The following is a 12,680-nucleotide window of genomic DNA, read 5'->3' on the forward strand; positions in this document are numbered from 1 at the left end:
ACACTAATCGATAATCGGGCTATCGAACATCGCCGGCTCTCAGACGAGGGCGACGGCCTTGCGCCGATCCGCCCAGGCGATCAGCTCCTTCCTCGGCCAGACCATCAGCCATGACCGCGCGGTGTATTCACCGCTGTCGATCAACGCCTTTCGCGACGCAGAGGCTGTTGCCGCCCGCTGCGTGTGAATCTCGCCCGGCCCTTGATGCACCATAAAGGCCCCGCCCTTCAGCGGGTTGAGCCGCAGGTGCGCCAGGCGGGGGCTGATCTCGGTCAGGGGCGGGTCGTAGAACCAGCTGGAGCCGATCATCCCCGCCAGCTCCGGTCGCGTCCGACAGATTTCCGCCGCCGTGGCCCAGGCGTCGTTCCAACCCTCCTCGTTGAAGCCGCGCAGCCAGCGGCTCTCGGTATGGACCTCCAGCCAGGGCTCGCGTTTGGCGCCCGCCTTCAGATAGCGGAACAGCGGGCCGAAACCCCAGCCGTCGCGCACATGTTTGATGATCTGTCCCGGCCCCACCGGCGAACTCAGGTCGATGACCTGGCTCTTGGCCGCCGGCACGCTGAGCGCCAGGCTGAAGCGAACATCCTTGGCCCAGTGGTCGAAGTCGTAATCGCCCTCCGCCTGGGTCAGGAAGGCCGCCAGCTGTTCGATCCAATAGGGATAGAGGGACAGCACTTCGGGCGGCAGAGCCAGGGTCGCGACCCGATCCGGCAAGCGCAGGGCCCAACTGGCGATGAGGCCGCGTCGAACCGCGTCAGAGGCGGATGCGCCCAGAACGGCGTCCACCGCCCTGGCTGGCATTTCGAAATCCCAGTGGGGCGCGGCCTCTGCGGCCTTGGCGGCGGCGGGCTCCATGGCTGCATCAACGTGCGCCCAGTCCGACGGCGAAAGGCGCGCCAACACGGCCTGAAAGGCGGCGACGTCAGAGGTCAGGTGCAGATCCATGAGCGCCATTCTGGCATATGGCGATTGGCGAAGGCTTAAGACGCCGGACGGGTGACGCCGCCCTTGCGCCGCGCTAAACCGCCGACCAGATCAAGGAGCCCCCATGACCATCGAATCCCGTATCGCCGAACTCGGCATCACCCTGCCGGAACCCGCCAAGGCGGTGGCCAACTATGTGCCCTTCGTCCAGTCGGGCGCGGTCGTCCACATCTCGGGCCAGCTGTCGAACGACGCCTCGGGCGGGATCAAGGGCACGGTCGGCGTAGACGTGACGCCGGAACAGGCTGCCGCCGCCGCCCGCCTGTGCGGGATCAATCTGCTGGCCCAGATCAAGGCCGCCTGCGACGGCGACCTGGGCCGGGTCGTGCGGATCGTGAAGCTGGGCGGCTTCGTCCAGGCGGGACCGGAATTCGAGGCCATTCCCGCCGTCATCAACGGCTGCTCGGACCTGATGGTCGAGGTGTTCGGCGACGCCGGCCGCCACGCCCGTTCCGCCGTCGGCGTCTACAAGCTGCCCCTCGGCTTCGCCGTCGAGGTGGACGCCGTCGTGGAGATCCGTTGACCTTCACACTGACGGTTCACGACGGGATCGCCGACATCGGCCGCGAGGCCTGGGACGCCTGCGCGTGTCCCACCGGCGATCCCTTCGTCTCCTACGATTTTCTGCACGCCTGCGAGGCGTCCGGCAGCGCCGCGCCGCACCAGGGTTGGGCGCCGCGACACCTGGCCCTGCGTGACGAGGATGACGCCGTCCTGGGCGTCATGCCCCTCTATCTGAAGGGCCACAGCCAGGGCGAATATGTCTTCGACCACAGCTGGGCCGACGCCTATGAGCGCGCCGGCGGTCGCTATTACCCCAAGCTGCTGGGCGCCGTGCCCTTCACCCCGGCGACCGGCCCACGCTTCCTGAACCACCCGGATACGGACGCCGCGACGGTGCGGCAGGCCCTGCTTCAGGGCGCCCTGACCCTGGTCGAGCGGCTGGGCGTCTCGTCCCTGCACGTCAACTTCCCAACCGAGACGGAATGGACGGATATGGCCCAGGCTGGCCTGCTGCTCCGCCAGGACATCCAGTTCATCTGGCGCAATGACGGCTATCAGACCTTCGACGACTTCCTGGCCGCCCTGTCGGCCAACCGTCGCAAGACCATCCGCCGCGAACGCCGCGACGCCCAGGCCGGTCTGGACATCCGCATCCTGACGGGCGCCGACATCGCCGAGGCCCACTGGGACGCCTTCTTCGCCTTCTACATGGACACGGGCGACCGGAAATGGGGGCGACCCTATCTGACCCGGGACTTCTTTAGCCGCGTGGGCGCGACCATGGCGGACCGGATCGCCCTCGTCATGGCCTTCCGCGACGAAAGGCCCATCGCCGGCGCCTTGAATTTCATCGGCCGCGACGCCCTGTACGGCCGCCAGTGGGGCGCGCTGGAAGACGTGCCCTTCCTCCATTTCGAGCTCTGCTATTATCAGGCGATCGAGTTCGCCGTTGCGCGCGGCCTGTCCCGCGTCGAGGCGGGCGCCCAGGGCGAGCACAAGATCGCACGCGGCTATCTGCCCTCCCCCGTCTACTCCGCCCACTTCATCGCCGACCCCGCGCTGCGCGGCCCGGTCGCCGACTATCTCCGTCGCGAAGGCCCCGCAGTGGAGGCGCAGAGGCGAGAGATGACCGAGGAACTGTCGCCCTTCAAAAAAGAAAACTGACCCTCTCCCGCTTGCGGGCGAGGTGGCCCGTCGTTCGCGAAGCGAACCAGGGTCGGAGAGGGGAGTCTTGTTTGGCTGGAAGAAGACTTCCCCCATCGTCAGCCGTCTCGCTACGCTCGACGAGCTGACACTTCCCCCGCAAGCGGGGGAAGGTCCACCTAGGCCGGCCTCTGCGCCCACAGATGGTACATGCCGGCGAACAGGGTCGGGTTTTGCGTCTCCAGCCGGTCCCATAGGTCCATATCCAGCGGATCGGCGCGCCCGAAGGCCGAACGGAAGGCCGACTGAGCCTCGGGCGGGGCGTCGAAACCGATAAGGCGGAGACCAGCGACGGCCAGCAGATCGTCCAGTTGGGGCGGCGTGTAGCAATGTTCCTGCACGTGGAAGACCAGATCACGGCATCCACTGAGACTGTAGAAGTCGTCGCTCTCCCTCAAGGCGGCCAAGGGCGCCCCGTCCGGCAAGGACAGGACGTGGGCGCGGAAGGCGCGGATGTCCTCTGGCGTCGCTCGCCAGCCGCGTTCCCGGATCAGGGCGTGAGCCAGCTTCACCCGCTTGCGCCCCCGCTCGCTGTAGAGGCCCAGCCGCACCACTCCGCCCGGCCGCAGCACCCCAGCCAGGCGCGCCAAGCCCTCGTCCGGCCGCGCCATATGGTGGATCACGCCGGTGGAGGTCACGACGTCGAACCGGTCCTCGATCTGGTCCAGCGCCAGTATGTCGCCTTGGACGAACCGAACCCGATCAAGCCCAAGTTCGCCTGCGACCCGTGCGCCATAAGCCAGGCTGGCGCGGCTCAGGTCCATGGCGGTGATCGACAAGGTCGGATCGGTCCGGGCCAGGTCGATCGGCTCGAACCCTGTGCCGCAGCCGGCGACCAGAACCCGTTCGGGCCGTCCGGCGAAAGCCTCCCGATCCAGCCCAGGCAAGGCCTTAACGCACGAAATCAGTGAGCGCGCTTCGGGCGCGGGCGGTGCGACCCAACGCGGATAGGGACTGGCCTCATACTGATCGCGCACCGCCACGGAAACCGCGTCGTCGGACGGCGTCAAACACTCGAGCCCTGCCGCCAGCTCACCCTCTCGCTTGGGCTGCTCAACGGCCCGACGCGCTAGTTCGCCGCTCACCTCCTCATCCAGCCCCGGCGTCCGAAACAGCCAGGCCAGGCGCCCCGTCAAACCCTCTGGTCCTGCGTCGAGATATTCCGCGGCGAAACCATTCACCGCCAGTGCCTCTAGCAAGGCCGCGCGGCCCTCGCCCTCCGTCCCATCGGTCGCGACCAGGGCGGCGCGCACGGCATTCAACCGCGCCTCCATCGCAGCATCCAGATTTAGGCAGCGCGACAAAAACCCCCGCCACAGCGGATCGCGGCCAATCGCTTCCAGCGCCTCAACGGAGCCGTCAAAGTCCGGCGTCTTCAGCAGCAGGGTCCGCGCAACGACCCGCGCCAGTTTCTGCGGATCGACCGCCGCTTCGCCCAGCAACACCGTAAGATCCGCGTCCAGCACGGGATGCCAGCCGTTCGGCGCCAGACCGGACAGCCGCTCAGCCAGAGCCGCCGCCACCTTCCCACGCATCCCGGGATCTACGGCCTTCGCCAAGGCCCGACTCAGGACCTGGCTCGCCTGCCCCGGATCGCCATGGACCGACAGGAACATCCCCATGGCCGCCAGGGCAGCCGGATGATCAGTATCCGCGGCGATAGCCGCCTTAAGGCACTCAAACGCCTCCTGCTTTCGGCCATTCTCAAGGGCGACCTGAGCAGCTTGAATGGTGCGTTCTGCATCGGCAACGCTCATTCGTCGTGCGCGCTCAACTGATCCAGCTTGTTTCGCATCTATCTCGTCGCCATCCCTTCAAGGTGCGCGAATAGAGACAATCTTGTCCGCCTCCACCCAGCATGATCCATTCTTGTCCTACTGACAGGGTCGCACGGGTTCGCAGCAGAGAATAGACGGGAGGCTCCACTGAGAACCAAGGGTGAAACTCCCCGCTCTGGGAAATAACATTAGCATTTGGCTCAGGGAGACCTAGGGTCCGCCAGTTGCAGTTCGCCTTCGAGCTTAACCGCATTCCACCAGATACGCCTTCCGGCGAAAACTCCTTCAGCGCCTGGGCCATCAAGGCGCAGTCATGGGGGCTGACGGTCCCTACCCGGACAAACGGAACGGCGAAAGCCGCCCAGAGCGAAATGAGGAACACCACAATGGCCAACCCGGTCGCTGTGGGTTTGACCCATTTGTCGGATGTGTCGAGCCTTCCACGCAGCAGCAGGTCAAACGACACCCAGGCCAAAGCCGTCACCATCCCAAAGCCGGCCATCCATCGGTAGGTCGAGGCTCGATTGTCGAAGCTGAGACGGGCCATCAGTTCGGCCATGACGAAGGCGCCAATCATCAAAGCCGTCGCTGCTGACGAATAGGCGGCTATGCGATTGCTAGATCGCTTGGAAATCCATTCGTAGGTGCGATCCGCACCCAACAGACACATAGCGAATGTGACCACGAATATTCCATCACTTTGAAGGCTAAAGCCTTGAAACCAGACAACGAGGGCAATGACCAGAACAGCCAAAGCCGCCGCCATCACGAGCAAAGCCCTCAAGATCTTTAGTTTCATAACGCCCTCCGCCCCCGATTTCGCCAGTGACTTGAGACAGAAAAAAGGCCCGGGCGGAGACGCCCGGGCCTTCTACTCGTCGTCGCTCGGGCTGATCAGGCCGTCTCTTCTTCCTCCGACTTCGCCGGAACGCCGCCGGCGCTCTTGATGTCGAAGTCGATCTTGCCGTCCTTCAGCTGGACCTTGACGTGTCCGCCGCGCGTCAGACGCCCGAACAGGATGTCGTCGGCCAGCGGCTTCTTGATCGAATCCTGGATGACCCGCGCCAGCGGACGCGCGCCGTACAGTTCGTCGAAGCCGTTCTTGGCCAGCCAGTCGGCCGCCTCGTCGGTCAGTTCGATGGTGATGTTGCGGTCTGCCAGCTGGGCTTCCAGCTGAAGGATGAACTTGGTCACCACCGAGCGGATCGTGTCGGCCTGCAGCGGCTTGAAGGCCACGATGGCGTCCAGGCGGTTCCTGAACTCCGGCGCGAACAGACGCTGGATGGCCTTTTCGTCCTCGCCCTCGACCTTGCCGCGGCCGAAGCCGATGGAGGCGCGGGCGTTGTCGGCGGCGCCGGCGTTGGTGGTCATGATCAGGATGACGTTCCTGAAGTCCACCTTCTTGCCGACCGCGTCGGTCAACAAGCCGTTGTCCATCACCTGCAACAGGATGTTGTAGACGTCCGGGTGCGCCTTCTCGATCTCGTCCAGCAGCACCACCGAATGGGGATGCTGATCGACGGCGTCGGTCAGCAGACCGCCCTGGTCATGGCCGACATAGCCGGGAGGCGCCCCGATCAGGCGGCTGACGGTGTGCCGCTCCATGTACTCGGACATGTCGAAACGCTGCATCTCGATGCCGAGGGTGGAGGCCAGCTGACGCGCCACCTCGGTCTTGCCGACGCCGGTCGGACCGCTGAACAGGAAGCTGCCGATCGGCTTGTTCGGATCACGCAGACCCGCCCGCGCCAGCTTCATCGCCGCCGACACCTGTTCGATCGCCTGCTCCTGCCCGAAGACCACGCGCTTCAGATCGACCTCCAGCTCGCGCAGGCTCTCGGTGTCCGACTTGGACACTGACTTGGCCGGAATGCGGGCCATCTTGGCGATGACGGCCTCGACCTCCTTCTGACCGATGACCTTCTTGCGCTTGGACTCGGTCAGCAGCATCTGCGACGCCCCGGCCTCGTCGATCACGTCGATCGCCTTGTCCGGCAGTTTCCGGTCGGTCATGTAGCGCGCCGACAGCTCGACCGCCGTCCGCACGGCGCTGTCAGTGTAACGAACCTTATGGTGCTGTTCGTAATAGGTTTTCAGACCTTTCAGGATCTTCACCGTATCCTCGACCGTCGGCTCGTTGACGTCGATCTTCTGGAAGCGGCGCACCAGGGCGCGGTCCTTCTCGAAGTGTTGGCGATACTCCTTATAGGTCGTCGATCCCATGCAGCGCAGCGAACCCGAAGCGAGGGCCGGCTTCAGCAGGTTCGACGCATCCATGGCCCCGCCCGAGGTCGCGCCGGCGCCGATCACCGTGTGGATCTCGTCGATGAAGAGCACGGCGTTGTCGTGGTTCTCCAGCTCCTTGACCACCTGTTTCAGCCGCTCTTCGAAATCGCCGCGATAGCGGGTGCCGGCCAGAAGAGCGCCCATGTCCAGCGAATAGATGGTGGCGTCCTTCAGGACGTCGGGCACCTCGCCGTTGACGATCTTGCGCGCCAGGCCTTCGGCGATGGCGGTCTTGCCGACCCCGGGGTCGCCGACCAGCAGCGGATTGTTCTTGGTCCGGCGGCACAGGATCTGGATCGAGCGTTCGACCTCGGCCTGACGGCCGATCAGTGGATCGACCTTGCCCTGGCGCGACTTCTCATTGAGGTCGACGCAATAGGCTTCCAGCGCCTCGCCGCCCTGTTTGACCGCTGACTGGTCTTCGGCCTCCTCAGGCGAGGCGCCCTTGGCGGGACGGGTCTCGCCGGCGCCGGCCTTCTTGGCGATGCCGTGGGCGATGAAGTTGACCGCGTCATAGCGGGTCATGTCCTGCTCTTGCAGGAAGTAGGCGGCGTGGCTCTCGCGCTCCGAGAAGATGGCGACCAGCACGTTTGCGCCGGACACCTCTTCGCGACCCGAGGACTGGACGTGGATGACCGCGCGCTGGATCACGCGCTGGAAGCCCGCCGTCGGCTTGGCGTCCTCGCCGTCAGCCGTGGCGAGGGCGGCTAGATCATTGTCGACATAGAGGTTCAGCGCCGCCTTCAAGGCCGACAGATCGACATTGCACGCCCGCATGACATTGGCGGCGTCCGGGTCGTCGATCAGGGCCAGCAACAGGTGTTCGAGCGTGGCGTATTCGTGCCGGCGCGCATTGGCGTAGCCGACGGCGCGGTGCAGGGTTTCTTCGAGAGGACGGGAAAATGAAGGCATAGGGAGGCTCCTCTCAGTCCTTTTCCATCGTGCATTGCAGCGGGTGCTGGTGGCGGCGCGCGGTTTCGATGACCTGCGCGACCTTGGTCTCGGCGACTTCATAGGTGTAGACGCCGCAGACCCCCACGCCATGCTGATGCACATGCAGCATGATGCGAGTGGCTTCTTCCCGGCTCTTCTGGAAGAATCGTTCCAGGACATAGACGACGAATTCCATCGGCGAATAATCGTCGTTCAGTATGAGCACTCGGTAAAGCGAGGGCTTCTGAAGCTTGGGCTTTGTTTCGGTGACGACGGCGGTTCCTTGTCCGCCGCCTGTTTCACCGGGCCTTTGTATGGGCATTCGTGTTCCGTATCGGGGAGTCGTCTTGTCTATCAGATAGGGAATGATGGCCTGATTTGAAGCGGCGTCCAGTCACGGCTTTCGTGAGTGGAGGCTGACGAAAGATTCACGTGATCCCGCAACCCTTTCGCCACAGGTTGGGACATCGCCAATCAAAGGTCGCCCCCATGTCTGTCGCCCTCGCCGCCGCGCCATTGGCCGCATTGGCGCTGCTCGCCGCCCCCTCGCCGGGCCAGACCCTGCGCGAGTCGGTCATGGCGGCGGACGCCCGGCTCTTTTCCGTCTTCTTCGAAGCGTGCGACCCTGCGACCCTGCGGACGCTCGTTACGGACGATTTCGAATTCTTCGACGACAGGGGCGGTCGGGTGGCGACGGATGCGGACGGTTTCGTGGCCCAGTACGCCGATCGGTGTCAGGACCGCCTTGCGCCGGACGCCTGGCGGTCTCGACGCGAAGCGCTTGCGGACGCGGTGGCGGTCTATCCGATCGAAAACTACGGCGCCGTCGAAACCGGCGAACACGTCTTTTATGAGAGGCGCGGGGACGGCCCCGAGACCCGCGTCGGCCGCGCCCGCTTCACCCAGATGTGGAAGCGCGAGGGCGAGACTTGGAAGCTGGCGCGCGTCTTCAGCTACGACCACACGCCCCTGCCCTGAAGACAAAGAAAAGGCCCCGAGGCGAACCTCGGGGCCTTCGAATGCTTCGATCGCCAGACTTAGCGGGCGGCCTGGAAGGTCTCGACCGAGGCGGTGACGCGCTCATTGATGGGCTTCAGGCTGTCCTTGACCGTCGTGGTGACGATCTCGTTGGTCTTGGCCAGTTCGGACATATAGCGTTCCATGGACTTCTTGGCCCAGGTCGTCTGAAGTTCGAAGAACTCCTGGACCGAGCGGGCGGTCGACAGTTCCTTGGCGGCGGCGACGCCGTCTTCCCAGCTGGTCTTGGCGAAGCCCAGGGCCTGTTGCGACAGGGCCTCGGCGCCCTTCTGGGCGACGGTGGCGGATTCGACCATGGCGTCCAGGTTCTTCTTGCCGTGGGCGTTCAGTTCGGTCAGCGAGGCGACGGATTTGTCGATGCCTTCACGCATGGCCTTGGCGCCGGCGGCCTGGAATTCGGCGGCATGGGCCTGAGCCTGGTTTTGGGCCTTGGCGGCGGAATCGGCGGTCTTCTTAATGGTTTCGGCGGTGTCGGCCATGGTCATGTTTCCGATTGGTTAGGGGGACGGCGCAATCTAGTTGACCCAGGGTCATCCCCTTTATGCTGCACAAGCGAACAAAAATCAAGGATCATTGTGCATTGCACCATTTCGTGACTCGCTCTTCAAATTCGCGTTGATGATCGGTTAACCACCCTGAAACCCGCCTCTCCTATGCTAGACCTCCAATCGCGTCGGCCGGGGGGCCTGTCGCACCCTGCTCACCGAGGGTCGTATCCGCCCATGCTGTCACTGTTCCGCCGTGGTCTCTTCGCCGTTCTCGCCCTGTCGCTGGTGTTCAGCGCGAACGTCCGGCCGATCGAAGCCCAGGCTCAAAGCCAGGAAAACAGCCGCTACGCCGCCATCGTCATAGACGCCGCCTCGGGCGAGGTTCTGTTTTCGCGCCATGCCGACGCCCGTCGTTATCCGGCCTCCCTGACCAAGATGATGACGCTCTATTTGACCTTCGAGGCCCTGTCTCAGGGCCGGGTCAAGGCTGACGACGTCCTGACGGTTTCGCCCCACGCCGCCTCCCAGCCGCCGTCGAAACTCGGCCTGGCGGCGGGCCAGACCATCACCCTGGACGACGCCATGCGCGCCACCGCCGTGCGGTCGGCCAACGACATGGCCGTCGCCATCGCCGAACATGTGGGCGGTTCCGAAAGCCGGTTCACCAGCCTGATGACGCAGAAGGCCCAACAGTTGGGCATGACCCAGACGCGCTATTTCACCGCCAACGGCCTGCCCGATGCGCGCCAGGTGACCTCAGCCCGCGACCAGGCCATCCTGGCCCGCGCCATCATGAGAGACTTTCCCCAGTACTACAGCTATTTCGGCCTGCATGACTGGGCCTACAACGGCCGCAGCTATCGCAACACCAACGGTCTCCTGCCCACTGGAAACGGCTATGACGGGATGAAGACCGGCTATACCAACGCCTCGGGCTACAATCTCGCCGCCTCTGCGGTGCGCGATGGACGTCGGCTGATCACCGTCGTGCTGGGCGGTCGCTCCAGCGCCAGCCGCAACGCCCATGTCGCCGAACTGATGGACACCGGCTTCGAGGTCGAACGGCGGCGGGCGCAGGGCGAGTCGATCCAGATCGCCCAGTCCTTCTTCGAACAACGCGGCTTCGGCGTCGGCTCCGAAGCCCTGTCGCCCAGCGCCCCCGTGGCCTACGCCGCCTTGTCGGATGACGAAGACGCCATCGGCGGCGAAACCTCGGCCGTCGCCTATACGGCGGCCCCGGCCCCGGCGGCTTTGCCGACACGCGTCACGCCCGCCCCTTCGGAACGACGCGCCGCCGCCGACACAGCCGGTCGGGCGCCCGCCAACCTCACCGCCTCTCTGAACGGTGGATCCGGCGCTGCAGCGCCTGCGCGCCGAACCACGCCGCCGCCCGCCCGCGAAGCCGCGAGGGCCGCCCCATCACGCGCCTCAGGCCGGTGGGCTGTTCAGGTCGGCGCCTTCAAGGATGAAAAGGTCGCTTCCGACTGGCTGACGGAGGTCAATCGCCGCTTCCGCACCCAATTCGCCAACGCCGAACGCAATGTTCAGACGGCGGGCGAATGGTACCGGTCGCGCTTCACCGGACTGACCGAGGACGCCGCCAAGGCGGCGTGCGAGGCTCTGTCGGAACGTCGCGTCACCTGCATGGTCGTGCGCCCGGACTGACGCCGCAACCGGCGCGGGTCGTCAACTCCGAGCCACCCGTCCGCCGCCGCTTTCCAGGGCGTCCAGAAGATCCATCACCCCGACCAGGGTGTCGGCTTCGCGCGCCGGCTTGTCCCAGCGGATTCGGCTGATGCGGGGAAAGCGCATGGCGACGCCGGACTTGTGCCGCGACGATCGTTGGAGACCCTCGAAGGCGATCTCCAGCACTAGGCCGAAATCCCGTTCTGCCCGAACCGACCGCACCGGTCCGAACCGCTCGACCGTATGGTCCCGCACGAACTTGTCCAACTGCTTCAGCTCTTCGTCGGTAAAGCCGAAATAGGCCTTGCCGACGGGGGTCAGCGCACCGGCCTCGGTCCAGACGCCGAAGGTGTAGTCTGAGTAGAAGCTCGACCGTTTGCCGTGACCGCGCTGGGCGTACATCAGAACGGCGTCGATGACGTGGGGATCACGTTTCCACTTGAACCACGGCCCCTTTGGTCGGCCGGCCACATAGGGACTGTCCCACCGTTTCAGCATCAAGCCCTCGGCCGCCGCCCCGACCGGCGGATCGGCCCGCAGCCGCGCCAACTCCGTCCAGTCTGCGTAATCGACCAGAGGCGAGAGATGCAGGCGCGCCTCGGGATGGGCGCCGACCAGCGCCTCCAGCCGGGCGCGGCGGTCTCTGAGGGGCAGCGCCCGTAAATCGCCGGTCTCATCGGCCAGCAGATCATAGGCGATGACGGCGGCGGGAAAGGCGGCCATGGCCTTGGCGTCGACCGTCTTGCGGTTCAGCCTTTGCTGCAGATCGCCGAAGGGCGCCACGGCCCCGTCCCGCCAGACCACCAGTTCGCCGTCCAAGGCGCCCGCGAAGGCTAGGGTCTCCATCACGTCAGGAAAAGCGGCTGAAATCTCGTCGCCGGTGCGCGACCACAGTTTGCGCACACCGCCCTCGACCACCGCCTGAACGCGGATGCCGTCCCACTTCCATTCGGCGGCGTAGTCGGCTGGATCGAGCCGCGGCAGATCGGCCGTCTCATCGACGGCCACGGCCAGCATGACCGGCCTGAACCGTCCAGGCGCATCGGGGCTCGGCCGTTCGGCGCGACCTTCCAGCCAGGCGAACAGATCAGCGTAAGGCGGGTCCACAGCATGCCAGACCTCCTCCACCGCCGATACGTCCACCGGCTCCAGGACCGCACGCGCCTCCCCGCCTTCCGCCTTAGGAGGCGCAACCGCTTCGGCGGGGCGCATCATGGCCGCCGCCGTCTTGGCCAGGCGCGCCGACAGACCGACCCGCAGTCCGCCCGTCATCAGCTTCAGCAAGGCCCATCGCCCCTTCGGCTCCAGAGCGTCCAACCAGGTTTCCAGCAAGGCTCGAACCTCGGTGCGGCCCGCAGCGCGCAGCGCGTCCACCACCTCGCCCAGTTCGGGTTCGCGGTTGGGGCGATGATCCGATTGACCGGGCCAGATCAGGGCGACGGTCTCGGCCAGGTCGCCGACATAGTCGTAGGACCAGCCGAACAGGGTGGAATCGACCCGCCCTTCGACCGCCTTTCGGATCATGGCCGGCTTGGCGGCGTCGAAGGTCAGATCCCCCGTCAGGGCCGCCAAGGCCCAGCCCCGATCCGGATCGGGCGTCGCTTTCAGATAGTCCCGGACCAGCACCAGTTTGGCGTTGCGCGACGCCGTCAGAGACAGACGATCCAGAAGTTCGGCGAAGGCGCGCATGATGATCCAGTCTGGCCGCGGCGAGCGGCGCCGTCAGCCCAGAACGAAGAAGGCGACGGAGGTTTCCCGCCGCCGCGCCTTGCGCGCCCCC

12 protein-coding genes are annotated in these 12,680 nt (G+C 65.5%); 5 read left to right on the forward strand and 7 right to left on the reverse strand.

Going from position 1 to position 12,680, the window contains the following annotated elements:
* Positions 1-39 precede the first annotated feature (39 nt).
* Positions 40-945: a hypothetical protein gene (locus tag AC1RKE_RS01825; protein WP_183214782.1), complete on the reverse strand. Its 906-nt coding sequence runs from the start codon at positions 943-945 to the stop codon at positions 40-42.
* Positions 946-1,048: 103 nt separating this feature from the next.
* Between AC1RKE_RS01825 and AC1RKE_RS01830 the strand changes: the two genes are divergently transcribed.
* On the forward strand, positions 1,049-1,507 hold the full coding sequence (locus AC1RKE_RS01830) for a RidA family protein (protein ID WP_054766172.1): 459 nt from the start codon (positions 1,049-1,051) through the stop codon (positions 1,505-1,507).
* On the forward strand, positions 1,504-2,652 hold the full coding sequence (locus AC1RKE_RS01835; protein WP_054766173.1) for a GNAT family N-acetyltransferase: 1,149 nt from the start codon (positions 1,504-1,506) through the stop codon (positions 2,650-2,652). The genes AC1RKE_RS01830 and AC1RKE_RS01835 overlap by 4 nt, the downstream gene beginning before the upstream one ends.
* 158 nt (positions 2,653-2,810) lie before the next feature.
* On the opposite strand, the gene AC1RKE_RS01840 is transcribed toward AC1RKE_RS01835, so the two are convergent.
* Complete coding sequence (locus AC1RKE_RS01840) at positions 2,811-4,352, reverse strand: class I SAM-dependent methyltransferase (protein ID WP_370513384.1); 1,542 nt, start codon at positions 4,350-4,352, stop codon at positions 2,811-2,813.
* Between AC1RKE_RS01840 and AC1RKE_RS01845 the strand changes: the two genes are divergently transcribed.
* Positions 4,290-4,469 (forward strand): hypothetical protein, encoded by a 180-nt coding sequence (locus AC1RKE_RS01845; protein WP_194166970.1) that lies wholly within the window; start codon positions 4,290-4,292, stop codon positions 4,467-4,469. The genes AC1RKE_RS01840 and AC1RKE_RS01845 overlap by 63 nt on opposite strands.
* Here AC1RKE_RS01845 and AC1RKE_RS01850 read toward each other — a convergent pair.
* The 3 genes from AC1RKE_RS01850 to clpS form a co-directional block, all read right to left on the reverse strand.
* Entirely contained in the window at positions 4,462-5,268 is an 807-nt protein-coding gene (locus AC1RKE_RS01850) for a hypothetical protein (protein ID WP_152950650.1), read from the reverse strand. The genes AC1RKE_RS01845 and AC1RKE_RS01850 overlap by 8 nt on opposite strands.
* A gap of 95 nt (positions 5,269-5,363) precedes the next feature.
* On the reverse strand, positions 5,364-7,667 hold the full coding sequence (gene clpA, locus AC1RKE_RS01855) for an ATP-dependent Clp protease ATP-binding subunit ClpA (RefSeq protein ID WP_152950651.1): 2,304 nt from the start codon (positions 7,665-7,667) through the stop codon (positions 5,364-5,366).
* Positions 7,668-7,680: 13 nt separating this feature from the next.
* Complete coding sequence (gene clpS, locus AC1RKE_RS01860; RefSeq protein ID WP_054766176.1) at positions 7,681-8,010, reverse strand: ATP-dependent Clp protease adapter ClpS; 330 nt, start codon at positions 8,008-8,010, stop codon at positions 7,681-7,683.
* Between the two features lie 167 nt (positions 8,011-8,177).
* Between clpS and AC1RKE_RS01865 the strand changes: the two genes are divergently transcribed.
* Positions 8,178-8,666 (forward strand): nuclear transport factor 2 family protein, encoded by a 489-nt coding sequence (locus tag AC1RKE_RS01865; RefSeq protein WP_054766177.1) that lies wholly within the window; start codon positions 8,178-8,180, stop codon positions 8,664-8,666.
* A 59-nt stretch (positions 8,667-8,725) separates the two neighbouring features.
* Here AC1RKE_RS01865 and AC1RKE_RS01870 read toward each other — a convergent pair whose 3' ends face one another.
* Complete coding sequence (locus AC1RKE_RS01870; protein WP_152950653.1) at positions 8,726-9,205, reverse strand: phasin family protein; 480 nt, start codon at positions 9,203-9,205, stop codon at positions 8,726-8,728.
* A 243-nt stretch (positions 9,206-9,448) separates the two neighbouring features.
* Between AC1RKE_RS01870 and AC1RKE_RS01875 the strand changes: the two genes are divergently transcribed.
* Entirely contained in the window at positions 9,449-10,879 is a 1,431-nt protein-coding gene (locus tag AC1RKE_RS01875) for a D-alanyl-D-alanine carboxypeptidase (protein ID WP_395942332.1), read from the forward strand.
* 21 nt (positions 10,880-10,900) lie between these two features.
* Here AC1RKE_RS01875 and AC1RKE_RS01880 read toward each other — a convergent pair whose 3' ends face one another.
* Complete coding sequence (locus AC1RKE_RS01880) at positions 10,901-12,589, reverse strand: cisplatin damage response ATP-dependent DNA ligase (RefSeq protein ID WP_348685146.1); 1,689 nt, start codon at positions 12,587-12,589, stop codon at positions 10,901-10,903.
* Positions 12,590-12,680: the final 91 nt, after the last annotated feature.

The sequence above is a fragment of the Brevundimonas sp. GW822-FHT03E11 genome (assembly GCF_058801445.1).

Coding starts and splice junctions, on each gene's coding strand:
- AC1RKE_RS01825 (WP_183214782.1), bottom strand. CDS start 945: ATGGATCTGCACCTGACCTCTGACGTCGCCGCCTTTCAGGCCGTGTTG.
- AC1RKE_RS01830 (WP_054766172.1), top strand. CDS start 1,049: ATGACCATCGAATCCCGTATCGCCGAACTCGGCATCACCCTGCCGGAA.
- AC1RKE_RS01845 (WP_194166970.1), top strand. CDS start 4,290: ATGGACCGACAGGAACATCCCCATGGCCGCCAGGGCAGCCGGATGATC.
- AC1RKE_RS01850 (WP_152950650.1), bottom strand. CDS start 5,268: ATGAAACTAAAGATCTTGAGGGCTTTGCTCGTGATGGCGGCGGCTTTG.
- clpA (WP_152950651.1), bottom strand. CDS start 7,667: ATGCCTTCATTTTCCCGTCCTCTCGAAGAAACCCTGCACCGCGCCGTC.
- clpS (WP_054766176.1), bottom strand. CDS start 8,010: ATGCCCATACAAAGGCCCGGTGAAACAGGCGGCGGACAAGGAACCGCC.
- AC1RKE_RS01865 (WP_054766177.1), top strand. CDS start 8,178: ATGTCTGTCGCCCTCGCCGCCGCGCCATTGGCCGCATTGGCGCTGCTC.
- AC1RKE_RS01870 (WP_152950653.1), bottom strand. CDS start 9,205: ATGGCCGACACCGCCGAAACCATTAAGAAGACCGCCGATTCCGCCGCC.
- AC1RKE_RS01875 (WP_395942332.1), top strand. CDS start 9,449: ATGCTGTCACTGTTCCGCCGTGGTCTCTTCGCCGTTCTCGCCCTGTCG.
- AC1RKE_RS01880 (WP_348685146.1), bottom strand. CDS start 12,589: ATGCGCGCCTTCGCCGAACTTCTGGATCGTCTGTCTCTGACGGCGTCG.